Origin of the sequence: Gottfriedia sp. NPDC057948, assembly GCF_042887255.1 — a bacterium.
In the GTDB taxonomy this organism is placed as follows: domain Bacteria; phylum Bacillota; class Bacilli; order Bacillales; family Bacillaceae_G; genus Gottfriedia.
Map to the genome: position 1 here is coordinate 110,201 of NZ_JBHVPN010000012.1, position 25,611 is coordinate 135,811.

Annotated in this window: 24 protein-coding genes; 6 read left to right on the forward strand and 18 right to left on the reverse strand. The window is 33.6% G+C overall.

Features of this window, described 5'->3' with window-relative positions; all coding sequences use genetic code 11:
* Nucleotides 1–3: 3 nt before the first annotated feature.
* Together ACFVRR_RS17030 and ACFVRR_RS17035 are read left to right on the forward strand one after the other, a co-directional pair.
* Entirely contained in the window at nt 4–1,323 is a 1,320-nt protein-coding gene (locus ACFVRR_RS17030) for a transporter (RefSeq protein WP_387330973.1), read from the forward strand.
* A 243-nt stretch (nt 1,324–1,566) separates the two neighbouring features.
* Entirely contained in the window at nt 1,567–2,238 is a 672-nt protein-coding gene (locus ACFVRR_RS17035) for a Rossmann-fold NAD(P)-binding domain-containing protein (protein ID WP_387330976.1), read from the forward strand.
* 53 nt (nt 2,239–2,291) lie between these two features.
* Here ACFVRR_RS17035 and ACFVRR_RS17040 read toward each other — a convergent pair whose 3' ends face one another.
* Complete coding sequence (locus ACFVRR_RS17040) at nt 2,292–2,489, reverse strand: hypothetical protein (RefSeq protein WP_387330979.1); 198 nt, start codon at nt 2,487–2,489, stop codon at nt 2,292–2,294.
* Between the two features lie 272 nt (nt 2,490–2,761).
* On the opposite strand from ACFVRR_RS17040, the gene ACFVRR_RS17045 reads away from it, so the two are divergent.
* A complete protein-coding gene (locus ACFVRR_RS17045; RefSeq protein ID WP_387330982.1) occupies nt 2,762–4,240 on the forward strand; it encodes a S8 family serine peptidase in 1,479 nt (492 codons plus the stop codon).
* Between the two features lie 73 nt (nt 4,241–4,313).
* On the opposite strand, the gene mtaB is transcribed toward ACFVRR_RS17045, so the two are convergent.
* The 11 genes from mtaB to gpr all read right to left on the reverse strand — a co-directional run bounded on the left by mtaB (nt 4,314) and on the right by gpr (nt 17,557).
* Nucleotides 4,314–5,648, reverse strand: coding sequence for a tRNA (N(6)-L-threonylcarbamoyladenosine(37)-C(2))-methylthiotransferase MtaB (gene mtaB / locus ACFVRR_RS17050; RefSeq protein ID WP_129688152.1), 1,335 nt, complete (start codon nt 5,646–5,648; stop codon nt 4,314–4,316).
* Between the two features lie 4 nt (nt 5,649–5,652).
* Nucleotides 5,653–6,405 carry a 16S rRNA (uracil(1498)-N(3))-methyltransferase gene (locus tag ACFVRR_RS17055; protein WP_387330986.1) on the reverse strand — a complete coding sequence of 251 codons (753 nt, stop codon included), beginning with the start codon at nt 6,403–6,405 and terminating at the stop codon, nt 5,653–5,655.
* A gap of 1 nt (nt 6,406) precedes the next feature.
* Nucleotides 6,407–7,357: a 50S ribosomal protein L11 methyltransferase gene (prmA, locus tag ACFVRR_RS17060; protein WP_387330989.1), complete on the reverse strand. Its 951-nt coding sequence runs from the start codon at nt 7,355–7,357 to the stop codon at nt 6,407–6,409.
* Between the two features lie 147 nt (nt 7,358–7,504).
* The gene (dnaJ, locus tag ACFVRR_RS17065; protein ID WP_387330992.1) at nt 7,505–8,635 is read right to left on the reverse strand and encodes a molecular chaperone DnaJ; all 1,131 of its coding nucleotides are present in this window, start codon (nt 8,633–8,635) and stop codon (nt 7,505–7,507) included.
* A gap of 352 nt (nt 8,636–8,987) precedes the next feature.
* On the reverse strand, nt 8,988–10,811 hold the full coding sequence (dnaK, locus tag ACFVRR_RS17070; protein WP_069035092.1) for a molecular chaperone DnaK: 1,824 nt from the start codon (nt 10,809–10,811) through the stop codon (nt 8,988–8,990).
* Nucleotides 10,812–10,905: 94 nt separating this feature from the next.
* Nucleotides 10,906–11,466 (reverse strand): nucleotide exchange factor GrpE, encoded by a 561-nt coding sequence (grpE, locus tag ACFVRR_RS17075; RefSeq protein ID WP_387330996.1) that lies wholly within the window; start codon nt 11,464–11,466, stop codon nt 10,906–10,908.
* 57 nt (nt 11,467–11,523) lie between these two features.
* Nucleotides 11,524–12,552, reverse strand: a complete 1,029-nt coding sequence (gene hrcA / locus ACFVRR_RS17080) for a heat-inducible transcriptional repressor HrcA (RefSeq protein WP_387330999.1) — start codon at nt 12,550–12,552, stop codon at nt 11,524–11,526.
* A gap of 200 nt (nt 12,553–12,752) precedes the next feature.
* Nucleotides 12,753–13,889, reverse strand: a complete 1,137-nt coding sequence (gene hemW / locus ACFVRR_RS17085) for a radical SAM family heme chaperone HemW (RefSeq protein WP_387331002.1) — start codon at nt 13,887–13,889, stop codon at nt 12,753–12,755.
* A 262-nt stretch (nt 13,890–14,151) separates the two neighbouring features.
* Nucleotides 14,152–15,972 carry a translation elongation factor 4 gene (gene lepA, locus ACFVRR_RS17090; RefSeq protein ID WP_387331005.1) on the reverse strand — a complete coding sequence of 607 codons (1,821 nt, stop codon included), beginning with the start codon at nt 15,970–15,972 and terminating at the stop codon, nt 14,152–14,154.
* Between the two features lie 109 nt (nt 15,973–16,081).
* Nucleotides 16,082–16,432, reverse strand: a complete 351-nt coding sequence (locus ACFVRR_RS17095) for a DUF3679 domain-containing protein (RefSeq protein WP_069035097.1) — start codon at nt 16,430–16,432, stop codon at nt 16,082–16,084.
* A gap of 24 nt (nt 16,433–16,456) precedes the next feature.
* Entirely contained in the window at nt 16,457–17,557 is a 1,101-nt protein-coding gene (gene gpr / locus ACFVRR_RS17100; RefSeq protein ID WP_387331008.1) for a GPR endopeptidase, read from the reverse strand.
* Nucleotides 17,558–17,776: 219 nt separating this feature from the next.
* Here gpr and rpsT point away from each other — a divergent pair, with 219 nt between their 5' ends.
* A complete protein-coding gene (gene rpsT, locus ACFVRR_RS17105) occupies nt 17,777–18,043 on the forward strand; it encodes a 30S ribosomal protein S20 (protein WP_056472820.1) in 267 nt (88 codons plus the stop codon).
* Between the two features lie 81 nt (nt 18,044–18,124).
* On the opposite strand, the gene ACFVRR_RS17110 is transcribed toward rpsT, so the two are convergent.
* On the reverse strand, nt 18,125–18,934 hold the full coding sequence (locus tag ACFVRR_RS17110) for an aminoglycoside adenylyltransferase domain-containing protein (protein WP_387331012.1): 810 nt from the start codon (nt 18,932–18,934) through the stop codon (nt 18,125–18,127).
* A 197-nt stretch (nt 18,935–19,131) separates the two neighbouring features.
* Entirely contained in the window at nt 19,132–20,136 is a 1,005-nt protein-coding gene (gene holA / locus ACFVRR_RS17115; protein ID WP_176522626.1) for a DNA polymerase III subunit delta, read from the reverse strand.
* Between the two features lie 209 nt (nt 20,137–20,345).
* Here holA and ACFVRR_RS17120 point away from each other — a divergent pair, with 209 nt between their 5' ends.
* A complete protein-coding gene (locus tag ACFVRR_RS17120; RefSeq protein WP_097978154.1) occupies nt 20,346–20,480 on the forward strand; it encodes a YqzM family protein in 135 nt (44 codons plus the stop codon).
* Nucleotides 20,481–20,519: 39 nt separating this feature from the next.
* On the opposite strand, the gene ACFVRR_RS17125 is transcribed toward ACFVRR_RS17120, so the two are convergent.
* Nucleotides 20,520–22,859, reverse strand: coding sequence for a DNA internalization-related competence protein ComEC/Rec2 (locus tag ACFVRR_RS17125; RefSeq protein WP_387331016.1), 2,340 nt, complete (start codon nt 22,857–22,859; stop codon nt 20,520–20,522).
* A 10-nt stretch (nt 22,860–22,869) separates the two neighbouring features.
* Complete coding sequence (locus ACFVRR_RS17130) at nt 22,870–23,487, reverse strand: helix-hairpin-helix domain-containing protein (RefSeq protein ID WP_387331019.1); 618 nt, start codon at nt 23,485–23,487, stop codon at nt 22,870–22,872.
* Nucleotides 23,488–23,576: 89 nt separating this feature from the next.
* Between ACFVRR_RS17130 and comER the strand changes: the two genes are divergently transcribed.
* Nucleotides 23,577–24,392: a late competence protein ComER gene (gene comER, locus ACFVRR_RS17135; protein ID WP_387331022.1), complete on the forward strand. Its 816-nt coding sequence runs from the start codon at nt 23,577–23,579 to the stop codon at nt 24,390–24,392.
* Nucleotides 24,393–24,512: 120 nt separating this feature from the next.
* Here comER and ACFVRR_RS17140 read toward each other — a convergent pair whose 3' ends face one another.
* Both ACFVRR_RS17140 and rsfS read right to left on the reverse strand, forming a co-directional pair.
* Nucleotides 24,513–25,256, reverse strand: a complete 744-nt coding sequence (locus tag ACFVRR_RS17140) for a class I SAM-dependent DNA methyltransferase (RefSeq protein WP_387331025.1) — start codon at nt 25,254–25,256, stop codon at nt 24,513–24,515.
* A complete protein-coding gene (gene rsfS, locus ACFVRR_RS17145; protein ID WP_097978159.1) occupies nt 25,253–25,609 on the reverse strand; it encodes a ribosome silencing factor in 357 nt (118 codons plus the stop codon). Before rsfS ends, ACFVRR_RS17140 begins: the two co-directional genes overlap by 4 nt.
* Nucleotides 25,610–25,611 lie beyond the last annotated feature (2 nt).

Below are 25,611 nucleotides of genomic sequence, written 5' to 3' on the forward strand. Positions count from 1 at the left end.
ACAGTGAATTCACGTTCATTTAGAGAATACGTACAAGGTCCTATTCAAATTGGAATGGGTATGGGAATTATTTCTCTCTTGGCACGTTGGGTAACAGGTACTACGATATTATCTTCGCCAGAATCAATGATTAAATATGGCGTATTTGGTGGAATCGGATATGCATTTTTAGGCGCGATTGCATTATTTGTATTTAGTTTTATCGGGAAAAAAGTTCGACAAGAGTACCCTGATGGTTTAACAATTGGAGATTATTTGAAGAAGAAACTACACCCACTTGGTTATTGGATTATGATTTGTATTTTAATATTAACTAGTTTACACATATTATATATACAGTCGATGACTGCATCTACGTTATTTCATTTTCTTTTTAATTTACCGTTGTACATAGAAATAATCATTTTTATAAGCTTTTGTGTACTTTTTGCAGGTTTTGGTGGATTAAAGATGATACATGGATTAGCTGGATTCCAAGTCATTACCATGTTTGCAGCGGCAATTTTAATTCCGTTGTATTTTTTCGTAAAAGAAGGCGTTCAACCTGTATATGATGGGATTAAATTATACCATCCATACATGCTAGTCATTGATCATTACGATTTATGGGGTTTTTTATTTTCAGGCTTATTAGTTGGATTTGGTCAGTTTTTCTTTGACATTACTTCATGGCACCGATTATTTATGATTGAATCGAAAAAACTTCCTTTAACATTCTCAATTTCCGGGTTAATATGGTGTATTTTCCCACTTTCATTTTCATGTCTTTTTATTATCGTTATATTCACAGGTGGATTTACAGATATTCAATCAATTTTAGTTGGTTTAGCAAATAAAATTACAACACCATTCTTTTTCATACTTTTTGTTTTATGTGCTTTTAATGCAATTACATCAACATTTGGTGCGGTTTTACATTCGCTTGCTAGCTTAATCATTATCAATATAATAGAGCCATTTCACACGATAAAAAATGATCAAAGAAAAATAAAGCTTGCTTATCTTCTATCCGTGATAATTGGGGCGATCATCTTTATTGCTACAATTATTCAATCAAAAAAAATTATTGAACTATTATTTTACTCAGGAAATGTATATTCTGCATTGCTATTTCCAATTTTAGTTATTGTCTTTAGTAAGGGTAAAGTCGGTAATTACATTCCAATTAGTATTGTAATCAGCATCATACTTTCATATATTGTTCAGCCGTATGTAGGTGAATTTCAAAGTATTTGGTTGAGTTTATTATTTTCTATTGTGATAATTATTTTTGGTTTTTCAATCCAATTTTTTAGTAAGAAAGAGTCTGTAAATATGTCATAAAGAAGAGCTAATCAGTTGACTTGATTAGCTCTTTACTTTTTTGAAGTATTTTTCACCTGAAAAGTAAGTAATCGTTCTATATTTCCTCCTTCAAGAAACGACCTATTTTATTAGTTTTTATTATCTATTCACTTACATATTTTGAACGATTATTTTTCAGTTTTAAATTGCTTAAAAATGATTTATCATTTATTATTTGCCCATGAGACTAAAGTGGTGAAAATATATTTTGGAGGTTACAATATGAAGGTTTTACTTTTTGGAGCAACTGGAATGGTTGGTCAAAGTGTATTAAGAGAATGCTTACAAGATCCTTCTGTTAGCTCGATTTCCTCGATTGGTCGTAGTATTACAGGGATTCAACATGAAAAGTTCTATGAAATTAAGCATTCTAATCTGCTTGATTTATCTTCAATTGAAAATCAGTTATCTGGGTTTGATGCATGTTTTTTTTGTTTAGGTGTTTCATCATTTAGAATGACGGAGGAAGATTATCGTAAAATTACATATGACCTTACATTATCCATCGCACGTACATTATCAACATTGAATCCTCAAATGACTTTCATTTATGTTACTGGATCTGGTACCGATCGTACTGAGAAAGGTCGTATAATGTGGGCTAGAGTGAAGGGGAAAACAGAAAATGACTTGTTAAAGTTACCATTTAAAGCTGCATACATGTTTCGACCAGGTGCAATTATTCCACATAAAGATATAAAATCAAAAACTAAACTATATCAATACGGCTATAACATAACGAAACCTATTTATCCGATGCTAAAAAAAGTCTTTCCAAACTCAATAACAACTTCAGAACAAATTGGTCGATCAATGATCAATATTGCAAAAACTGGTTATCATAAACCATTAATTGGGGTTGAAGATATTAATAGGACTGCAGAAAAGAGTTAATTAAAAAAGGGTATAGGGAAAAGATTTTCCATCTTTCCCCCAAACTCTCATCATTAAGTATTTAAATATGGAGCTCCTCGTCTTGTGTTGGCTGCTGAAGATGCGTCTTCACTTGTATCTAAGTAAGGGCTACCACCATCGTCATAATTAATTTTATTAGAATCATCGCTCTCACTCGTGTCTAAGTATGAGTTGGTAGCAACGTGGATATGATTGTCATCTGTTTTTCTTGATTGATTATCTTTTGACATGATTATTTCACCTCTATTCTTATATTGTGTATAGATGTAACTTTAAATTACAGGTAGTTTGAGGGAATTATTACATCCTGTTCAAAGTTTATATCATATTGTTTTTTCTCTTAATTTGTATTGTTAGAAGATCTTTATCGATTTATTCCCTGATAAATTGTCAAAAAATTTTGTATTTTACACTTCATATTTCGACAAGTTTTTTTAGGGAGTTTTATTAATATTTGGTTAAATACGTGTATACGTAAATTAATACAAATTGGAGAGATTTCATGAAAAAAAGTATTGCTGCCCTATCGATTTGTTCTGTTTTATCCTTTTCATTACTTATTGGTACACAATCCAAACAAGCAAATGCTGCATCTGAGGAACTTCATTATATTTTAGCTTATAAAGGAAATTTACCAAGTAATTTCTCAGATACAATTTCAAAAGCTGGAGGTTCTGTTGAACGAATTATTTCAGAAGTAGGAATTGTTGAAGTTTCATCGTCTAATGATGAATTTCTAACTAATATTAAAAATGATACTAGCATTCAATCAGCTGGTAAAGAGCTTCAAGCATACTTAGAAGCTGACCCGGATGATCATATTGAGTTTACGCCAGGAACTCCGAATGGTGAAAAAGTAACTCTTGATGCAAATGCTAACTCATACTGGGATAAACAATGGGACATGCAGCATTTAACCCATAATGGTGATTCCTATAATATTAATAAAGGAAACCATAAAACGGTCGTCGCTGTAATCGATACTGGAATTGACTTTAGCCATCCAGATTTAAAAGCTAATGCAGATCTTGCTGGTTCAAAAACATTTGTTCCTGGAACAATCGATGCATGGGATAAAAATGGTCATGGAACTCACGTAGCTGGCTCAATTGCAGCAAATGGAAAAGTTAAGGGCGTTGGCCCAGAATTAACAGTTCGCGCTTATCGAGTTTTCGGTGCAACTGGCGGAGCTGAACAGTCATGGATAACAGATGCAATTGTTTCAGCTGCAAATGATGGAGTAGAAGTAATTAATATGTCAATCGGTGGATGGCGCTGGATGGCTCATAACTTAGATGAAAAAGGTGAGTCAGCTTCAATGGTGGCATATCACAGAGCGATTCAATATGCAATTAATAAAGGTGTAACGGTCGTTGTATCTGCGGGGAATGACTCAAGAGATTTTAACAATATACACGATATGCAAGATTATTGGAAAACAACTTACGGTTTAGATATAAAGGGACCTTCACGTGTTGTTCCTGCGCAAATCCCAGGTGTCATTACAGTTTCTTCGTCTAATCAATGGTCAAAAGATAGTATTGCTTTCTACTCAAATTATGGAAGTGTAATTGATGTAGCTGCACCAGGTGGAGATAATGGACCTGTATACGATGGTTTATATCGTCAAAATCCAACAGGTAACTTTTTAAATAAACGTGATTATACATATCGTACTTTATCTACTTATCCTACATATCCAGTAGGTGTAAATGCAGCTAATCCCAATGGGACAAATGCAACAACAAAATTTAGTGATGGAAAATGGCATGGTTATTCATATCTACATGGAACTTCTATGGCAGCACCAAAAGTTGCAGGTATTGCTGGCGTAATTAAGGCAGCTCACCCTGAATATAATCCTTCTCAAGTAGCGGCAGCAATCAGACAAACTGCCCTTGATTATGGTAAAAAAGGACAAGATCCACTTTTTGGTTCTGGTGAAGCAAACATTTATAATTTCTTATCAAATGACAAATAACAGTAAATAGAACAAAAAAGGATAGATAATCCAGATGAATTCTAGATTATCTATCCTTTTATTTGTTTTATCGTTAGTTAACAGCTACATCTTCTAATACTCGGACAAATTCACCTTTATTAACTGGATAACCAGCTTCAGCGATTTTAACTTTTACAATTTTACCGATCATGTCTTCTGTTCCTTCGAACACGACTTTTAGATAATTGTCTGTGTAACCAATTAATAGTCCTTCTGCGCCATCTTCAGTATATTTTTCTTCCGGAATAACTTCTAGAACATCTCCATCAAACATTGATGCATATTCTTTTGCAAGCTGATTTGATAATTCAATTAAACGGTGTACACGTTCATTTTTAATTTCTTCGTCAACTTGATCTTCCATACGTGCAGCTGGAGTACCTGTGCGTTTAGAGTATGGGAATACGTGTAATTCAGAGAACTTATTGTCGCGAATGAAATTGTACGTTTCCATGAACTCTTCTTCAGATTCACCTGGGAAACCTACGATTACATCAGATGTAATTGAACAGTTTGGTAAGACTTCACGTAATTTTTCAATTCTTTCAGCAAATTCAGCCATTGTATATTTACGACGCATACGTTTTAGGACAGTATCTGATCCTGATTGTAATGGTACGTGTAAGTGACGAACTACAATATTTGAATGACGAAGTACTTCAATTACTTCATCTGTAATTTGACTAGCTTCAATTGAAGAAATACGAACACGTTTTAATCCTTCAACTGTTTCTAAATCTTTTAATAACATTGCTAAGTTGTAATCTTTCATGTCTTGACCGTATCCACCAGTGTGAATTCCAGTTAAAACAATTTCCTTATAGCCTGATTCAACTAATTGCGTAGCTTGTTTTACTACTTCTTTTGGATCACGAGAACGCATTAAACCACGTGCCCATGGAATAATACAGAAAGTACAGAAGTTGTTACAACCTTCTTGAATTTTTAATGAAGCACGTGTACGGTCAGTAAAAGCCGGTACATCTAACTCTTCATAAACTCGTGCTTTCATAATATTTCCTACGCCATTAATTGGTTGGCGTTCTACGCGAAATTGCTCGATATAATCTAGCATTTTAGTACGGTCCTGTGTACCAACAACGATATCCACCCCAGGAATTGCCATGATTTCGGCTGGAGATGTTTGTGCATAACATCCAGTTACACAAATTACTGCATCTGGATTTTTGCGCACGGCACGACGGATTACTTGTCTACTTTTTTTGTCACCTGTATTTGTAACTGTACAAGTATTAATTACATAAACATCAGCTTTTGTCTCGTATTCAGTACGTTCATAGCCTGCTGCTTTAAACAGTTGCCAAATTGCTTCTGTTTCGTAATGGTTAACTTTACAGCCTAATGTATGAAAAGCTACTTGTGGCATTTCTTCACCCCATTAATTCAAAATGAAAGGAGGCAGCAGCTAAAACATAAAATGGTGCTGTTTCTGTTCGTAGAATTCTTGGACCAAGTCCACATAGCTTAGCACCTTTTTCTTCTAGCTGATTAACTTCTTTCTCTGACAAACCACCTTCTGGTCCGAAAACTACTAATAATCGTGAACCTTCCTTTAATGACTGGAATGTCTGAACAAGTCCTGCTGATTCTCCTGTTTTTGCACTTTCTTCATATGCAACAATACACGCATCATAATACTGTATTGAGTTAAGTAATTGTTGAAAAGATGCTGGCTGTTCCACGGTTGGTACAATAAATCGATAGGATTGTTCAGCCGCTTCTTTTGCAATTTTTTGCCATCTATCAACCTTTTTACCAGCTTTTTTATCATCTAATTTAACAATTGATCTAGCTGCCGCAAAAGGTAAAAAACCAGAAGCACCAAGCTCCGTACCTTTTTGTATGATTAACTCTAGTTTATCACCTTTTGGTAGTCCACTAGCAATCGTAATTGATATAGGCAGTTCATTTGTATTCTCAACATATTCTACAATAGCTGCAGTTATTTGTTCACTAGAAATATTTGTAAGTGTACAACGAACAGTGGAAGAACCTGGAACTGTACAAATGATTTCTTGATCTAGCTTCATTCGCATAACATTTGCGATATGATGAGCATCATCACCAACTATTGTAACAAGATCATTTTGAAGCTGCGTTTCTTCTATAAAATATCTTTGCATATTACATTCCTTGTTCTGGCTTTTTTGCAATAATTGCAACCCAGTCCTCTAAATGTAATACTTCCTTCACTTCAAAACCAACTCGTTTAAGCTCATTTTCGATGTCTTCTTGTTTAGCACCAATAATTCCTGAAGAAATAAATGTTCCACCCGGTTCTAGAACATTAAACACATCGTCAACGAAACGAAGAATAATTTCAGCAAGTAAGTTCGCAACAACTACTTGGAACGGACCTTCAATACCTTGTAGTAAGTTACCTTGTCCAACTTTTATAACATCGTCAACTTTGTTTAATACAACGTTTTCTATTGCACTTCGAACAGCTACATCGTCTAGGTCATAAGCTTCTATATTTGTAGAGCCAAGTTTAGCAGCTGCAATACTTAATACTCCTGAACCAGTACCTACATCGATTACACGGTCAGTTGATTTAACAACTTTCTCAAGTGCACGAATACACATAACAGTTGTAGGATGAGTACCAGTACCAAACGCCATTCCTGGATCTAATTCGATAATTAATTCATCTGACGATTTGACTTCATACTCTTCCCAAGAAGGTACAATTGTAAATCGATCTGAGATTGAAATAGGATGATAATATTTCTTCCATGCAGTCGCCCAATCTTCTTCGTTAACTTCATGCACAGCAAATGTATTTTTTCCTAAATCAATATCATATGATATTAAATTATTAATTGCTTCCTTTATACCGTCGATCGTATCGTTTAAAAAACTATTCACAGGAAGGTATGCTTTAACGATTACACCTTCCTCTGGATAATCTTTTGGGTTAAGTTGGTAGATTTCACCGTAAACCTGTGCTCGCTCCTTCGTCAAATCAAACACATCCTCTATGACAACACCACTTGCACCAGCTTCGTGTAAAATGTTAGAAATCGGTTCAACCGCATCCTGTGTAGTGTGAATACTTAATTCTGACCATTTCATTACCTACCAACTCCATTCATACTCTCTTCTTTACTTGGCAATACCCTCTAATCATAGTCAGAATTAGAGGGTGCCATTTAAATTTCTTCTTCTATTAGTGTTTCCACTTTTTACCTTAACTAACGTACTGAATTATTAACTTCCTTATTATTCGCCAAAATTCTTAACTGCACGCTTTAACTTTGTAAAGAAAGAATCGTGTTTGTCGTCTTTTTGACCTTTGCCTATATTGTAAAACTCCTCAAGCAATTCTTTTTGACGGCTTGTTAGTTTTGTTGGTGTGATAACTTTTACGATTACGTGCTGATCGCCTTGACCATACCCACGTACATCTTTGATTCCTTTACCTTTTAAACGCATTCTAGTACCAGTTTGCGTTCCAGCAGGAATTTTCGTTTTTACTTTACCATGTAATGTAGGAACTTCAACTTCATCACCTAATGCAGCTTGTGCAAAAGTTAATGGAAGCTCACAGTAAACATCATTTCCGTCACGTTCAAAGAATTCATGCTCACGAACATGGAATGCAATATATAAATCTCCAGCAGGACCACCATTTTTACCTGGTTCGCCTTGACCTGAAAGTCGAATTTGCTGTCCATCATCGATACCAGCTGGTACTTTAACCATGATTTTCTTACGAGTTTTCACTCGGCCAGCACCATGACAAGTTGTACATTTATCTTTAATCATTTGACCAGTACCTTGACAGTGTGAACATGTCGTACGGTTCACAATACGTCCAAATGGAGTATTTTGTTCAACACTCATTTGTCCCGAACCTTGACAATGTTTACACGTTTCTTTTGATGTACCAGGTTTCGCACCTGATCCACTACATGTATGACATGTTTCTTCAGTTGGAATTTCAATTTCTTTTTCCATTCCAAATGCTGCTTCTTCAAACTGGATCGTCATTGTATATTGTAAATCAGCCCCAGCTCTTGGTGCGTTCGGGTCACGACGACGTCCACCGCCACCACCAAAAAACTGACTGAAAATATCTTCAAATCCACCGAATCCACCGCCGCCAAATCCGCCACCGCCGAAACCTTGGTTTGGATCTGTATGACCAAACTGATCATAATGAGCACGTTTTTGATCGTCGGATAAATTTTCGTATGCTTCTTGCACCTCTTTAAACTTTTCAGGTGCATCAGGATCCTTATTAACGTCTGGATGATATGTTTTTGCTAATTTACGAAACGATTTTTTTATTTCATCTTGTGATGCACTTTTACTAACACCAAGTACATCATAGTAATCACGTTTACTCATAGTGTTACAATCCGCTCCTTTCACATAAAGAATATTTTAACATATCCTGTGCTTTTCTAAAAGAAAATAAAGAAAACTCGTCGACAGGCGAGCCTTTTAGGCGAAGTCAGAGGCGTAGTTGCACTTATACTTTATTCCTAAAATTGGGAACTACGTCGAATTCTCATCATCGATGCCAATTTATGATTTCTTAAAGTGAGAAAAAGTCAAAGCCAAGGCTACCCTGACTTTGACTTCCCTTTTTTAGATATATATATTGTCTAGTTCCAGGCGTTACTGGGCGAACGCCTTCCACTTTTCGTTATTGTCTAGTTCCAGGCGTTACTGACCAAACGCCTTCCACTTTTTGTTATTATTTTTCGTCTTTAACTTCAGTAAACTCAGCGTCTACTACATCGTCTTGTTTCGCTCCACCTTCAGCTCCACCTGCAGCTTGCTGTGCAGCAGCAGCTTGCTCATAAAGCTTCATAGATAAAGCTTGAACGATTTCAGAAAGAGCATCTTTCTTAGTACGAATATCATCTAAGTTACCAGCTTCTAAAGCTGCTTTTAATGCGTCTTTAGCTTCGTTCGCTTTTGTAACCTCTGCTTCTTCAACTTTTCCTTCAAGATCTTTTAAAGTTTTCTCTACTTGGAATACTAATTGATCAGCTTCGTTTTTAAGATCTACTTCTTCTTTACGTTTTGCATCTGCATCAGCATTTAATTCTGCTTCTTTTACCATGCGTTCTACTTCTTCATCACTTAAACCTGAAGAAGATTGAATTACGATGTTTTGTTCTTTTTGAGTACCAAGGTCTTTTGCACGTACTGTTACGATACCATTTTTGTCGATATCAAACGATACTTCAATTTGAGGAATTCCACGTGGTGCTGGTGGGATATCCGATAATTGGAAGCGACCTAATGTTTTATTGTCATTAGCCATTGGACGCTCACCTTGTAGTACGTGAATGTCTACAGCAGGTTGATTGTCAGCAGCAGTTGAGAAAACTTGAGATTTACTTGTTGGGATTGTTGTATTACGTTCGATTAACTTTGTAAATACTCCACCCATTGTTTCGATACCTAATGATAATGGTGTTACGTCTAGTAATACTACGTCTTTTACATCACCAGTTAATACTCCACCTTGAATTGCAGCACCTAATGCTACTACTTCATCAGGGTTTACGCCTTTATGTGGTTCTTTTCCTGTTTCTTTTTTGATTGCTTCTTGAACAGCAGGAATACGAGTTGAACCACCTACTAAAATTACTTTATCAATTTGACTAGCAGTTAAGCCAGAATCCTTCATTGCTTGACGAGTTGGGCCTAAAGTTCTTTCTACTAAGTTGTGAGAAAGCTCTTCGAATTTTGCACGAGTTAAGTTTAACTCTAAGTGTAATGGACCAGCTGCACCCATGCTAATGAATGGTAATGAAATTTGAGTTGAAGTAATACCTGATAAATCTTTTTTCGCTTTTTCAGCAGCATCTTTTAAACGTTGTAATGCCATTTTATCTTGGCTTAAATCAACACCGTTTTCTTTTTTGAATTCAGCTACTAAGTAATCAATGATCACTTGGTCGAAGTCATCTCCACCTAAACGGTTGTCACCAGCTGTAGCTTTAACTTCAAAAATTCCATCTCCTAATTCAAGGATTGAAACGTCGAATGTACCGCCACCTAAGTCATAAACTAAGATTGTTTGGTCTTCATCCATTTTATCTAAACCGTATGCTAATGCAGCCGCAGTTGGCTCATTGATGATACGTTCTACTTCTAAACCTGCGATTTTACCAGCATCTTTAGTTGCTTGACGCTCAGCATCATTGAAATATGCAGGTACTGTAATAACTGCTTTCGTTACTGCTTCACCTAAATAAGCTTCAGCAGATGCTTTTAAGTTTTGAAGAATAATTGCAGAAATCTCTTGTGGAGAAAAATCTTTACCTTCAATGTTTTCTTTATGTGTAGTACCCATGTGACGTTTAATTGACATGATTGTGTTAGGGTTTGTAATTGCTTGACGCTTTGCTACTTCCCCAACTTGACGCTCACCATTTTTGAACGCAACAACTGACGGAGTTGTACGTCCACCTTCTGGATTCGGAATTACTTTTGGCTCTCCGCCTTCTAATACTGCGACACAAGAGTTAGTTGTACCTAAGTCAATACCAATAATTTTACTCATTGCATGTTCCTCCTAAAATTTACATAAGTTATATTTTAGTTTTTTTTAAAAATTTTTATATTTATGTTAGCGATTTAAATAGACGCTTAACGAATTACTCGTTTACTTTCACCATTGATGGACGAATTACTCTGTCCTTTAGCTTATAGCCTTTTTGGAATTCTTGTAAAACTTCATTAGATGGTTTAGAATCATCACTTTCTTGCATAACAGCTTGATGGACATTCGGATCGAATTGTTCACCTAGTGCCGGGATTTCTTCTACCCCTTCTTTTTTCACAGCTTCAACAAGTAAACGGTAAACCATTTCCATACCTTGTTTTAAAGAAGCAGTTTGCTCGTCTGTTGCTTCAACTTGTAGTGCACGTTCGAAATTATCTAGTACTGGTAATAAATCAGTTACTAAACTTTGAGCACGATAAGTCATTAATGATTGTTGGTCTAAAAGTGCACGACGTTTATAATTTTCGAAATCAGCATGTAGACGTAAGTACTTATTTTCCTTCTCATCCACTTCAGCACGAAGTTTTTGAAGCTCTTCTTCAGAAGAAATCACATTGTCAGTTTTCTCTTCTGTAAAGATTGAAGGTTCTTCAACAGTAGTTTCTTCATTCACTACTTCTTCATTTAAAAGTTCTTCCTGACGTTCTGTCATGTCACCTTCACCTCCTATTTTTTTATATGTAATCCATTGTTTCTTTTCACAATGGATTTATTCAACATCCTTAGATGAAAATAATAAATTCAATTGCCCTGTTATTAAATGCATTAATGAGATTACTCGGGAGTATTCCATTCGAGTTGGTCCTAATACTGCGATTGTACCAATTTGATCTTCACCTAATGAATAGGTTGCGCTAATGATACTTACATTTTCTAATCCAGACTTTTCATTTTCCTTACCAATTTTGACACTTAAACCCATCTGTTCAAAAGGAATAATACTTTTTAGTTCATCTTGCTTTTCAATCATGTTTAACAATACTTTCATTGTCTCAACATTATGAAATTCTGGTTGAGCTAAAATATTCGTTTTTCCACTTAAAATCAGCTTTTGTTCAATCGGTACGTCAATAGTGCCACCAATCATCTTAATAATACTTTCATAATTTGAAATATGCGTACGTAAAATCATTGCAATTTCTTTATAAAGCTTGTCATTTATTTGATGAATTGGAACATTTACTAGTCGCTCATTTAAAATATTTACCATTTTCTCAATATCACTCATAGACACACCAGGTGGTATCGTTACTGTTCGATTTTTAACAATACCTGTGTCTGTCACAATAATTGATACTGCTGTATTAGGTCCTATAGGAATAAGCTGAATATTTTTTAGCTTATTTTCAGTAACTTTTGGTCCTAGAGCAATTGTTGTGTAATTTGTTAAATCAGATAGTATATCAGCTGAATTTTTCACAAGCTTTTCTATTTCAAAAATACGTTCGGCAAAAATACCTTTTATCGAACGAACATCATCGTCATTAACAATTTGTGGTGATAACAGATGGTCTACATAAAAACGATACCCTTTTTCAGAAGGGATTCGACCTGCAGAGCTATGAGGCTTTTCAATATAACCAAGTTCCTCTAAATCAGCCATCTCATTTCGTATCGTTGCTGAACTAAATGAAATACCTTCCTTTTTAGATAAACTCCTTGAACCAACAGGTTGTGCCATGCGAATAAAGTCATCGATAATAATTTGGAGTATCAATAACTGTCTTTCAGTCAACATGTTTATCACCTCTATTAGCACTCTTATCTAGTGAGTGCTAAATATATTATTAACTTAACAAATCCTTTATACGATGTCAAGAAGTTAAAGGAAGGAAAAAAGAAGTGCAGGATTAAATGGATTAGGAACTATTTAATACATCTGATTTAACTATTGTCCAATATCTAATCCGGTTCTCCTGCTGTTCACACTTACTACTTTTAAAGTAAAAATGCTTGAAATACTTCGTTTCCTAGTAACTTCCCTTTGTGAGTTAATCGAAGAAATACTCCATTCATCTCGACTAATCCATCTCTCATTAGTTTTTCAATTACGTTCGGAAATACTTCATTAAAGTTTGAGCCAAATTTTTCTTGGAACTTTCTTTCAGAAACTCCCTGCATTTTACGTAGCCCTAAAAACATTTCTTCTTCCATTTTTTCTTGCTTCGTTACCGTATGCTCATGAACAATAGGGACACCAGTATCATCGATCAACTGAAAATATTTCTTTAAAGGCCCAGCATTTGAATATCGAATTCCATTAATATAGCCATGTGCTCCTGCACCAAATCCAAAATACTCTTCATTATTCCAATAAACAAGATTATGCTTACTTTCTAAGCCACTTTTTTCAAAATTGCTGATTTCATATTGGTGAAAGCCCTTTTTCTCTAAATATTTCATTAAAAAGTCATACATAGCCGCTTCATCTTCTTCTGGGGCTGGTTTAAGCTTGCCCCTATTCATTTCTATGTAAAAAACCGTTTTTGGTTCAATAATTAATGAATATGCCGAGATATGCTGAATCGGTAACTTCATCGCTTTATCTAAAGAATCAATGAATTGTTCCATTGTTTGACCAGGTAATGCATACATTAAATCAAGATTGATATTATCAATTCCAACTTCTTTTGCAGTTTGAATTGCTTCTTCTATTTCATTAGGTGAATGTGTTCTTCCAATCTTTTTAAGTAAACCTTCATCAAATGTTTGCGCTCCAAAACTAATTCGATTCACTCCACCATCTTTTAAAATTTGAAGCTTCTCTTTTGAAATTTCATTCGGATTACTTTCAAAAGTCATTTCAATTTCTTTGTTCCCTTTAATGATATGTTTATTAATCATATCTACTAACGTTTGAGTTTGAGGCAAAGTTAATGCGGTAGGAGTTCCTCCACCTACAAAAACTGTTTTCAAATCTGAAATCGGATTTCTTTTTAGACTTTCAACAATTTCTTTCTCAAGATATTCTAAATATTGATCAACCGGCTGACGGTCCATCATAAATTTATTAAAATCGCAGTAGTAACAAATCTGCTGACAAAATGGTATATGAATATAAACGGAAGATGCCATACCTTCTCCTCTTTTCTATGTGAAAAGCCCCTGATTCAATACCATCTAAGGTGAGATTCAGGGACTTTTGTTGATTTTAACTTTATGATTGTATATTTTCTTATCATATTTGTCTAATTAATCGCTTTACTATTACTAATCATTATTTACATCTTACTTTTTATTAATAACAATTTGGGTAAAAAAATAATGATTTCTTAAATTAAAAATGCCACCGTAAAAAAATTACGGTGGCATTTTTAGGATGAATTCCTATTAATTATTAGTCATCCATACGTAAAACAGCCATGAATGCCTCTTGTGGAACTTCTACAGATCCTACAGCTTTCATTCGCTTTTTACCTTCTTTTTGCTTATCTAATAGCTTACGTTTACGAGAGATATCCCCACCGTAACATTTAGCTAATACGTTTTTACCCATTGACTTAATTGTTGAACGAGCAACGATTTTTTGTCCGATTGCCGCTTGAACTGGTACTTCAAACTGTTGTCTTGGAATAAGTTCTTTTAATTTTTCAACGATAATTTTCCCACGATCATAAGCAGCGTCTCTATGAACGATAAATGATAGAGCATCTACTTGTTCACCGTTTAATAAAATATCCATTTTAACAAGTTTAGAAACTTTGTAGCCAATTAGCTCATAGTCAAATGATGCATAACCTTTTGTACTAGATTTTAATTGGTCAAAGAAATCATAAACAATTTCAGATAATGGAATTTCGTAAGTTAATGTTACGCGGTTTGCATCTAAATATTGCATATCGATAAAGTTTCCGCGTTTCTTTTGGCAAAGCTCCATGATTGCTCCAACAAAGTCATTTGGAACCATGATTTTTGCTTTTACGTAAGGCTCTTCCACTCGATCAATTGATTGAGGGTCTGGCATATGAGCAGGGTTATCAACGATAATCATTTCGTCTTTTGTTGTATAAACATTATAGATAACACTTGGTGCTGTTGTAATTAAATCAATTTTAAATTCACGTTCAATACGCTCTTGAATGATTTCCATGTGTAATAATCCTAAAAATCCACAACGGAAACCAAATCCTAAAGCTTGTGAAGTTTCTGCTTCAAATTGTAAAGCTGCATCATTTAATTGAAGCTTTTCAAGTGCATCACGTAAATCATTATATTTAGAAGTATCAATTGGATATAATCCACAGAATACCATAGGATTTAATTTACGATAACCTGGTAGTGGCTCAGTTGCTGGATTTTCAGCAAGGGTAATTGTATCCCCAACGCGAGTATCTCCAACATTCTTAATAGAAGCTGTTAAGAAACCTACGTCACCTACAGTTAATTCATCTCGTTGTGTAGTACGAGGAGTGAATACTCCAGCTTCAACTACTTCGAATTCTTTACCTGTAGCCATCATTTTAATTTTTTGCCCTACTTTTACAGTACCATCTACGATACGAATATAAGCTACAACACCACGATATGGATCGAATAATGAATCAAAAATAAGTGCTTTTAAAGGCGCATCTGGATCACCTGTTGGAGCTGGTACTTTTTCTACGATTTGTTCTAGAATTTCTTCTATTCCGATTCCTGCTTTAGCAGATGCTAATACCGCTTCAGAAGCATCTAATCCAATTACCTCTTCAACTTCTTGTCTTACACGCTCAGGCTCTGCACTCGGTAAGTCAATCTTATTAATAACTGGTAAGATTTCTAAATCATTGTCTAAAGCTAAATATACGTTCGCCAATGTTTGTGCTTCGATACCTTGTGCAGCATCAACTACAAGAATTGCGCCTTCACAAGCAGCTAAACTACGTGAAACTTCATAAGTGAAGTCGACATGTCCAGGTGTATCAATTAAATGAAGAATATATTCTTCTCCATTTTTAGCTTTATATTGTAACTGCACAGCATTTAATTTAATGGTAATTCCACGTTCACGCTCTAAATCCATTGAGTCTAATAGCTGAGACTTCATCTCACGCTGAGTTAATGCATTTGTTTTCTCAAGAATTCTATCTGCTAATGTAGATTTTCCATGGTCAATGTGTGCGATGATTGAAAAGTTTCTAATTCTCTTTTGTCTTTCTGATCTTGACTCTTTATTCATTTCATCACTCCTAAATTTCTCGACAGCATAGATAGTTTTGATTATATCAAAGAAATAGGGAAATATTCAATCTATATTAGCAGTATATGTCGAATGAAGTTTAGAAGGTCTAATTAAAGCTATCAATAATAGAAGGAATTTTTTCAACAATCTTAACCCCTTTTTCAGTTACATACGTAACAAAATGGGATAGTCCTTTACCAACAACTGTAAAATAATTAAATGCCCCTAATCTTTCTAAATGATCTTCTCTAATTGCTAGTCCTTCTTTCGTGTAATCCTTTCCAAAAAGTACTGGACCAGCTTTCCCATCTTCTTTTGAGATTTTTACTACATCGTCTACATGATAGTAATCAGTTGAAGTAACTTTACTTATTCCATCTTTCGCAACTTGCATACAAGTAATGATTGTTATCGAAAAAATGATGATTAGTGTAAAATACCGAACCATATATTTCATTTGTTTCTCCTCACTTACGAAATATTAATGAGTATATGAGCCAATATTGTCTTGATTAATTTTAGAATGCAGAGCAGCGTTCATTCCGCCAGCAATAATATTTGCCATATCTTCAATAAATGTATCCACTTCTTTTGGTGTAACCATTAAGTTATGACCTAGTGGTGATAGTACTTCATGAATTAATTTCCGTTTTTCATTCTCTTCAAGTGTTCCTACAATCCCCATAAATGCCATTCGTTCTTTTTCATTAGGCATATCTTCGTCGGTATACTTTTTCTTTTCTCCAAATGCCATTCCTGAAGGGATAAGCGCTTTAGCAGGCTTGTCTCCCTCTTTCATTTCTCGTCCAAAATGTTTTAAAATGAAGTCAATTGTATCACTTGTAATAGCAACAGCATCAACAACAGTTGGAACGCCAATAGCAATTACTGGAATACCTAGTGTTTCTTTACTTAGTTCCTTACGTTTATTCCCTATTCCAGAACCTGGATGAATGCCATTATCTGTAATTTGGATTGTTGTATTAACTCGCTCAATGGACCTAGCTGCAAGCGCATCAATTGCAATAACAAAATCTGGTTTTACCTTATCAATAACACCTGAAATAATATCGCTCGTTTCAATTCCTGTTATCCCCATTACACCAGGGGATAAAGCACAAACTGGACGATATCCATCTTGTACACTCTCAGGCTGTAATTCAAAAAGATGCTTCGTAACAACTAAATTTTCAACAACCATTGGACCAAGTGCATCAGGTGTCACATTCCAATTTCCTAATCCGACTACTAAACAAGTTTGATCTTCCGTAATGCCTAAATTTTTTAGGAATGCAGAAAACTCGTTTGCAAAAACTTTTTCAACCTTTTCTTGAAGTTCAGTATCTTGTTCACGAATTCCCTGAACTTGAAGTGTTAAATAATTCCCTGGCTTTTTACCTATTCTTTCAGATGCTGATTCTTTAATATGAACATGAGAAATACTAACACCATCTGCTTCACGTTCTTTGACGATTACGCCGGTAATTTCTTCCTTTGTCTGTTCACGCTCCTCGAGCATCTCTTTTGCCTCTACTGCTAAATCTGTTCGAACACTATATTGACTTAAATCTAACTCACTCATTTATCTAGCCTCCACAATACTCATCGAAATTTAACAATTCTGTTCTTAACTAGTTTAGCTAGATGTTACCAATTCTAAACGAGTTGTTTATTTTTCTTTTGAAAAGGCGAAAATAGCTTTATGAATTCTATTGCAAAATGGGACTTGTTTTGATAAAATAAGTTTTGTTCTATTTGTATTCGAGGCAAATTTCTCGACTGCATTCGGGAGGTGAAAGGTATGCCAAATATTAAATCAGCTATTAAACGTGTAAAAACAGCTGAAGCTCATCGTGCTCACAACGCATCTCTAAAATCAGAAATGCGTACTGCAGTGAAAACTGTTGAAGCTTTAGTTACTAATAACGAAACTGAAAAAGCGCAAGAAGCTTTATTAACTGCTTCTAAAAAATTAGATAAAGCTGTTAACAGCAATCTAATCCACAAAAACGCTGCTTCACGTCAAAAGTCTCGTTTAGCTAAAAAAGTTAACGCTATGAACGCGTAATGAATTAAATGGTGTCTCATCTGAGACACCATTTTTTCGTGCAATAAAGTTTTGTTTTTTAATTTCAAAAGACAGGTCCACTTATCGTATAAGTTTATTACATTCGCGAATCATAAACTCCATATAATCAATTGCATCTTTTCTTCTTGTAAAAATTGATTTGTAATATGATTTTTTTTGATCAGTTCGTAATCTCATTGACTCGTTTATAATCTTATGCCATCTTTTGGGTACAACCTCTAAAACATATTCACCTGCTCCTACTTTCGATGTAATATCTTTTTCTTTAAATGTATAATAAAGTCGAGAAATTCCCAAAATTCCCCATTCAATACTTCTTAAACTTATAAATAAACTCAAGTATTTAACTGTAGGAAACTTCTTACTGTTGTTTAACCAGCTAAGCCAATAAGAATTAAGATTGTCTCTCATATTAGCTAGTATTGTATCCCAGTTTACCGAAATATCCACATTATCAATATTTAGCCCTCTGACAGTTATGCCGTATTTTTTTAATTGAAAAGCATCTATGGAGTTCTTTTGAAATTTATTTAAACCTTGAAACTTCCCATCATTGAAACGAATACATAAATTTCCTTCTTCATTTAAGGACATGGTATCTTCATTAAGAATATACCACCCATCCAAAATTGTATTAGGAAACTTTCTTTGCATATCTTTATGAATTTCTCTCAGTATTTTTACATCTGCATCAGATACTTTACGCTTAACAACTGCTATAAAATCAATATCGCTAAATCCATTCTTAAAAGCACCTAATGTAATCGAACCATAAAGATAAAATGAATCAATTAAATTGGGTAATTTTAAATCAAAATATTGTAAGTATGTTTCTAATACAACGTTTATTTCTTTAGGAATTTCCTTCATTCACCCATCTCCCAAATAGCTCTTCTTGGTAAATTCTAACAATTACTACATTATAACAAATTGTAAAAGTTGTAGACTGATAATCGTGGCCTTTTTATAAACACAAAAATGGCAGTCCAATTTAATGTTATCGGACTGCCATTTGATTTGTTTTTAAATTTTTAAACTATACTCATTTAAGACTGAATTTCTTACAATTATTTATTTAATTGAAGAATCAACATTTCAAGGATCATAACCTTATCTCCTTGACCAGTTTTCATTTTGTAATCAACTTCAGCAATTAATCGTATTGCTTCTTTCAATTCACTTGCTTGAAAGTTATTCGCTTGCTTTTGTCCATAAAACACTCTTCCTGGTGATACACCAACTGAAGAGGCAATTTGATTATTTGAATATCCACTACTTGATAATTGTTTTATTCCGTATAATAATCTAAACTGACTAGCTAACAAGGCTACTATTTTTATCGGTTCTTCACCTATAAATAATAATTCATGAAGAATTTTAAGTGCCTCAGTTGTCTGTCTTACTGCTGTTTTTTCAATAAGAGAAAAAACGTTTTGTTCAATTGTTTTTGCTACCATCATTTCTACTAGGTCTGCATCAACTTCGCCTTCATTCCCAATAAACAATTGTAGCTTCTCACATTCAAGTTTTAAAATTGATAAATTATTTCCAACGAGTAATTTTAATTTTTCAATTGCATCTTTAGTAATCGTTACATTCCCAGTGAACCGCTCTTTAATCCAGCCGTCTAAATTACTCGTTTCAACAGGATGACATTCAACTAGCTCTACTTGTTTTTTTATCGCTTTTGTTACTTTTTTCCGCTCATCCAATTTTTCAAAAGGAGCAACAAAAACAACAGTAGTAAAAGGCGCAGGATTTTCAATATAATCAAATAGTGGTTCTATATCTTGTACAATTTTTTCTTTTTGAGCTGTTAAAAACAAACATGATTTTATGATGATGACTTTATTTCCACCGAAAAAGGACGGTGTTTGTGCATCCTCAAGAGCTTCACTTAAATAAGACTCTTTTAAATCATATGTTTGATAGTTAAAATCATCAATTTCTCCTTGTAAAGCTGCTTTCACGATTAAGTTTTCTGCTTCTTGAAGTAAAAAATCTTCAGTACCTACCAATAAATACATTGGCGACACATTCTTTTTCAATTTTTTATGTAAATCATTAATCATGTTTTGCTCCTCTACACTAATTTTCTTAGTATAGTATAACATGTCCTACATGAGAAGGAAGAGATTAGTAAATACTAATCTCTAATTTATATTAACGTTTTAAATAAAGACCCGGTTTCTTCATTTAAAACGGTATAACTAAAACAAACATACTATGGATTTTTTAGTTATATTGATTTATACTAAAATTGAATTAGGAGGGGTTATTTGTGAATACTTTTGAAAAAAATGTTCAAAGCAAACGTAATGATTCAACAGATTCTGGCGTTGGCTTTGCTGTTTCATTTGGTTTCTTCGCTACTCTATTTATCATCGCAACAATTGTGGAGTTTGTTACGAGATAATACATAGAATCAAATGACGGGACTGCCTCGGCAGTCTTTTTAATTTCTTTCTTTGTTTCTGTTATTTGTTTTACGATATGCTTTAAATGTAAAGATGGTACCTTGTCCTTTTTTAAATTCATAAGTTATTGCACCAAGTTCATCAGTACGTAAGGTTTTAACATTGTACTTTTTTAATCGATCAAGTACTTCTTTTGTTGGATGACCATATCGATTTTTTTCGCCAACTGAAATAATGCCAATTTTAGGCATAACTGCTTTAATAAAACTTTCGGAAGTAGATGTTTTGCTCCCATGATGCCCTATCTTCAAAACATCTGCCTTTAAATCAGGATATTTAGAGATAAGTCGATTTTCTCCATTTTCATCTAAATCACCAGAAAACATCCAATTCTTTCCGCCTATGTATGCCTTTAAAACAATTGACCCTTGGTTTTCCTCACCTACATAGTCTTTAATTGGCGAAATCACTTGAAAATAATTTGTATCGATTTTCCAACTCATACCTTCGCTTATTTTTTTAATTTCGACTCCCTTTTTTATGGCTATACTAATTCTTTCTTTTTCTGCTGAAGTAAATTCCGTCTTGTCACCTACGATTAATTGTTTAACATTAAATGACTGTAGTACCTCTTTTCCACCTCCAATATGATCAATGTCACCATGTGTAAATATTAATTTATCTATTTTACTAATACCTTCTCCTTTTAATATTGGAATCAATAGATCATTGCCAGTTGAAAAAGGTTTTTTACGCTTCATCCATGTTTCTTCTTTACCAGTTAACTTACCTCCAGTATCAATTACATAATTCCCTTTATTAAAAGGCAATTTTATCAGTATACAGTCTCCTTGACCTACATCTATAAACATAATCTTCCCTACAGGGTTAAATGATGGATATACAAAATGACCGAAAATAAGAATAAAAAATCCAATCAGGCAATTCATCAATAATTTCTTATCTTTCTGACTTTCCATAAAGTATAAAATTAAAAATATTAACACGATATAAATAAACAGTATTCCTTTTGAAGGATGTATAAAAATCAACTTAATAAATGGTAATTGCATGCAAATACTCAATAATTTATCTGACATGTTAATAAAGAATGTTAGCAATAATGTTAACATTTCGCTGATTTCTAAATTAATAAAACTTAAACCAAAACAAAAAATACATAGTGGCATTATAATAAAACTAATATAAGGAATGAAAAGTAAGTTGATTATTATACTGTATGGTGATAATTCATGAAAATTAAAAAGTAATATAGGGATTGATGCTAATTGGGTAATACTCGATGTATAAAGAGCCCTTGCATACCAAGATTTGTAATTTAATATTTGTTCAGAAGTTAAAACCAGTACAAAACTTGTTACAAAGGAAAATTGAAATCCAATATCATCAATATAATTTGGTTTTGCAAATAACATGATTATACAAGAAGTGAATAATAGTGAAGTAATGTCAACTTTCATTTTTGCTAACTTGTAGAAACAAACTAGAACCCCAATAATAACTGCCCTGACAACTGATGCTGAAGCACCTGCAAGAAATCCATACGATATAATACACAAAATCGTTATAAATAAACTGGTTTCCTTCGTTACTCCAATTCTAATTAATAGAAAATAGATACCAAGACTCAATAAACTAATATGAGAACCGCTAATCGCAAGTAAATGCACAATCCCAACTATTTGATATTGAGATTCTGTAATTGCATTCATTTTTGTACGGTCCCCAAATAGTAGAGCATTAATATAACCTTCTGTATTGGAATTAAAATTTACCTCTACATATTTAGTTAAAGCATGTCGACTATAATTTATTGATTGAATGATGGTTCGTTTTCCATTTTCACAATCCCCTAAACTATTTGGATTAGCAGTAATAATCCAGTGAATCCCTTGATTTAATAAGTATTTCTTATAATTAAACAAGTATGGGTTCGAATTTTCTAAAGGCAATGTAACCTCACCTTTCACTTCACATATTTCACCAATTTTTCTTTTTTGAAAAACTTTTAATTGTTCTTTTGTATTAGCAAAACTATTAAGTAAGATCTCTTGATTATGGAGTTTAAATGTAAACGAAACCTTATTCCCATCTATTATTGGAGTAGAAGTAATTTCACCACGAACATTTTGCGAGGGCTTTGGTTTAGAGGAAATCATTTTATTGTTTTGTAGGTAACATATACTAGAGGTAATACATATCGAAATAACACAAATTATTAAAAGCAGCCATTTTTTCTTTCCGACTAAAAAAATCAATAAAATGAGTAATATTAATATAAAGAATAAATTATCGCTTTTAAAAAAGACGATTGTTATTATTTGTACAAAAACAATATAAGCCAGATAAATACTCATAATAATTTAATTAGCGAATGACAATATACGGAGTCATTTTTTCAAGGGATTTTTTACCGATTCCATTTACAGATTCTAATTGTTCTACTGAAGTAAATGGTCCGTTTTGATCAATATACTCTAAAATATTTTTTGCTTTCGCTGGACCAACACCCGGTATTTTTTCCAAATCTGACTGTGATGCATGGTTTATATCAATCATCTCATTTTGTTTGGTTTCTTCCCCTCTATTAGTAATGATCGTTTGATCGGTTTCTTCTCCAATGAACGGTACATAAATGACCATCTCGTCAACTATTTTTTCGGCTAAATTAACCTTATTAACATCAGCTTTTTCTTTAAATCCCCCCGCCAATCTAATCACGTCAAAAACACGTTCTCCTTCATTACATTGGATTACACCTGGTTTTTGTATTGCACCTTTTACATCAACCATAAATACTTTTGAATTCACTGGCATACTAACTTCTTTTTTCTGATCATCTTTCTTTTTTACTATTTCTTCTTCAATTGATTGTTTCGCCAAAACCACTTCATTTTTACGCTCGGTTTGATAAAAATTCACGACTAATATACCAACAATTACGAGACCGAGCCAAACTAGTTTATTATGAATTAACTTTTTCATTATTAGTCCTCCATTTAACTTATATCATTATTTTCGACCTTGCTTCATATAGTGTAGGAGAGAATGTATGCAAAGGAAGGGATGTACTCATGAACGTAGGAATCATAGGTACAGGAAATATGGGCACTATATTGCTCAATGGATTTATAAAATCAAATGCCGTGAAGCCCTCCGAAATAACTGTTACAAACCGCTCAATGTATAAAGCTTATGAGCTAAAAAATATATATCCTGATTTAAAAGTTGTTGAGACAGCCAAAGAAGTAATTACCGCTTCTGAAATTGTATTAGTGTGTGTAAAGCCTTTAGAAATTCAGCCACTTTTATCATCTTTACAAAAATATTTCACTAAAAAACATTGCGTTATATCGATCACTAGTCCAATTAATGTTGAACAATTAGAGGCGATCTTACCATGTCAAGTTGCACGCGTTATTCCAAGTATTACGAATCAAGCTTTGAGTGGGGTAACTTTAGTTAATTTCGGGAAGAGGTGTACGGCCAAAAGTAAGGGACAAATAATCGAACTTTTTTCGAACATATCTAAGCCAGTCATGATTACAGAAGATATCACAAGAGTTTCATCGGATATCGCAAGCTGTGGACCCGCATTTTTTAGTTACTTGCTTCAAAAATTTATCGATGCGGCTGTTTGTCAAACTTCAATTTCAAAAGAGCAAGCAACGATCTTAGCTGAAGAAATGATTATTGGTTTTGGAAAACTAATTGAACAAAAACATTTTACGCTTGAGACACTTCAAGAAAAGGTATGTGTAAAAGGCGGAATTACTGGTGAAGGTATTAAAGTATTAGAAGCACGAGTAGGAGATTTATTCGAAGAAATTTTTGAAAAAACACATGATAAGTTTGATAAGGAAATTGAGCGAGTAAAGGAACAATTTTGATTAACTTTAAAATGATTATACTGCTTTACTCCTTTCGTAACAAAAATACAAAATTCAATTTTGTACGTCTAACAAAGAAAAAAACCCTTTAAGAAAAGGAATTTTCTTAAAGGGTTTTTTTTATTTTTTCATTGCAATAAAAAAGATTCGTTCAGAAGTATCATCTACAGCTTCATCGAAATCTGCTATGATTTCTTTTACTTCGAATCCAGTTTGATTTAACAATGATTTATACGTATTTATTGGAAATGTTCTTTGATTGTGATACTCTTCGAAGCGTTCATATAAATCACGATTTTCCTCTTTCATAAAGAAAACTAAATCATGTTCAACACTTAATGGATGTTCCCCTTGCGTACAAGACCAGACTAAGCTTAACTCTGCATCATCAATAAAAAATGTCTCTTCACCAAAGATTTCTTCAATTTTATATGGAGAATGTACATCAAATAAAAATAAACCATTATCTTTTAAGCTTTCATTTACTCTTAAAAAGGTTTGTTTCACTTGATCTTCTGTTTCTAAATAATTAAGTGAATCGCAGAAAATTGTTACACAATCTAATTGATCAAACCCTTCTAATTCCACCATATTTTGTTGAAAAAAAGGGATATTAACTTTTTCAATTTCGGCTTTAGCCATTGCAACACTTAACATTTCCTCAGATAAATCAACCCCGCTAATTGAATAATTCATTTTTGCCAATGAGATGGGCAATGTGCCTGTTCCACAACCAATATCTAAAATTGAAGGCTGAAGCATTTCATATTTTTGAAATACATCTTTTAAGAATTGGACCCATCTTTCATATGGGACATCATTCATTAATTGATCATACAAATACGCGAAGCGATTGTATGTCATGAAAGAAGCTCTCCGTAAACATCAAGAGAAGGTGCATCTCCCCAAAGTTTTTCTAAGTTGTAATAGTTTCTTTCGTCACGATGGAAAACATGAACGACAACGTCACCGATGTCTACTAATACCCAACGAGCTTCGTCAAATCCTTCTAGACGTTTAACATCTTTACCATTTTGTAGAGCTTGATCTTTCACTTCTCTTGCAATAGCCTGAACTTGCTTATCTGAATTACCGTGACAAATAATGAAATAATCTGCAATTGCAGAGATTCCTTTCATATCTAATACGACTAAATCCTCAGCTTTTTTATCGTCAGCAGCATTTACAGCTAGCTTCATTAATTCTTTTTCATTCATTT

Bases quoted from the DNA above. Each gene is read 5' to 3' on its own strand.
- ACFVRR_RS17045 (WP_387330982.1), top strand. From the start codon at position 2,762: ATGAAAAAAAGTATTGCTGCCCTATCGATTTGTTCTGTTTTATCCTTT.
- comER (WP_387331022.1), top strand. From the start codon at position 23,577: ATGAACGTAGGAATCATAGGTACAGGAAATATGGGCACTATATTGCTC.
- hrcA (WP_387330999.1), bottom strand. From the start codon at position 12,552: ATGTTGACTGAAAGACAGTTATTGATACTCCAAATTATTATCGATGAC.
- ACFVRR_RS17035 (WP_387330976.1), top strand. From the start codon at position 1,567: ATGAAGGTTTTACTTTTTGGAGCAACTGGAATGGTTGGTCAAAGTGTA.
- dnaJ (WP_387330992.1), bottom strand. From the start codon at position 8,635: ATGAGTAAACGTGATTACTATGATGTACTTGGTGTTAGTAAAAGTGCA.
- gpr (WP_387331008.1), bottom strand. From the start codon at position 17,557: ATGAGTGAGTTAGATTTAAGTCAATATAGTGTTCGAACAGATTTAGCA.
- rpsT (WP_056472820.1), top strand. From the start codon at position 17,777: ATGCCAAATATTAAATCAGCTATTAAACGTGTAAAAACAGCTGAAGCT.
- ACFVRR_RS17055 (WP_387330986.1), bottom strand. From the start codon at position 6,405: ATGCAAAGATATTTTATAGAAGAAACGCAGCTTCAAAATGATCTTGTT.
- dnaK (WP_069035092.1), bottom strand. From the start codon at position 10,811: ATGAGTAAAATTATTGGTATTGACTTAGGTACAACTAACTCTTGTGTC.
- hemW (WP_387331002.1), bottom strand. From the start codon at position 13,889: ATGGCATCTTCCGTTTATATTCATATACCATTTTGTCAGCAGATTTGT.
- ACFVRR_RS17140 (WP_387331025.1), bottom strand. From the start codon at position 25,256: ATGACATACAATCGCTTCGCGTATTTGTATGATCAATTAATGAATGAT.
- holA (WP_176522626.1), bottom strand. From the start codon at position 20,136: ATGATTAATGATTTACATAAAAAATTGAAAAAGAATGTGTCGCCAATG.
- lepA (WP_387331005.1), bottom strand. From the start codon at position 15,972: ATGAATAAAGAGTCAAGATCAGAAAGACAAAAGAGAATTAGAAACTTT.
- ACFVRR_RS17125 (WP_387331016.1), bottom strand. From the start codon at position 22,859: ATGAGTATTTATCTGGCTTATATTGTTTTTGTACAAATAATAACAATC.
- ACFVRR_RS17110 (WP_387331012.1), bottom strand. From the start codon at position 18,934: ATGAAGGAAATTCCTAAAGAAATAAACGTTGTATTAGAAACATACTTA.
- ACFVRR_RS17095 (WP_069035097.1), bottom strand. From the start codon at position 16,432: ATGAAATATATGGTTCGGTATTTTACACTAATCATCATTTTTTCGATA.
- ACFVRR_RS17130 (WP_387331019.1), bottom strand. From the start codon at position 23,487: ATGAAAAAGTTAATTCATAATAAACTAGTTTGGCTCGGTCTCGTAATT.
- mtaB (WP_129688152.1), bottom strand. From the start codon at position 5,648: ATGCCACAAGTAGCTTTTCATACATTAGGCTGTAAAGTTAACCATTAC.
- rsfS (WP_097978159.1), bottom strand. From the start codon at position 25,609: ATGAATGAAAAAGAATTAATGAAGCTAGCTGTAAATGCTGCTGACGAT.
- prmA (WP_387330989.1), bottom strand. From the start codon at position 7,357: ATGAAATGGTCAGAATTAAGTATTCACACTACACAGGATGCGGTTGAA.
- grpE (WP_387330996.1), bottom strand. From the start codon at position 11,466: ATGACAGAACGTCAGGAAGAACTTTTAAATGAAGAAGTAGTGAATGAA.
- ACFVRR_RS17040 (WP_387330979.1), bottom strand. From the start codon at position 2,489: ATGTCAAAAGATAATCAATCAAGAAAAACAGATGACAATCATATCCAC.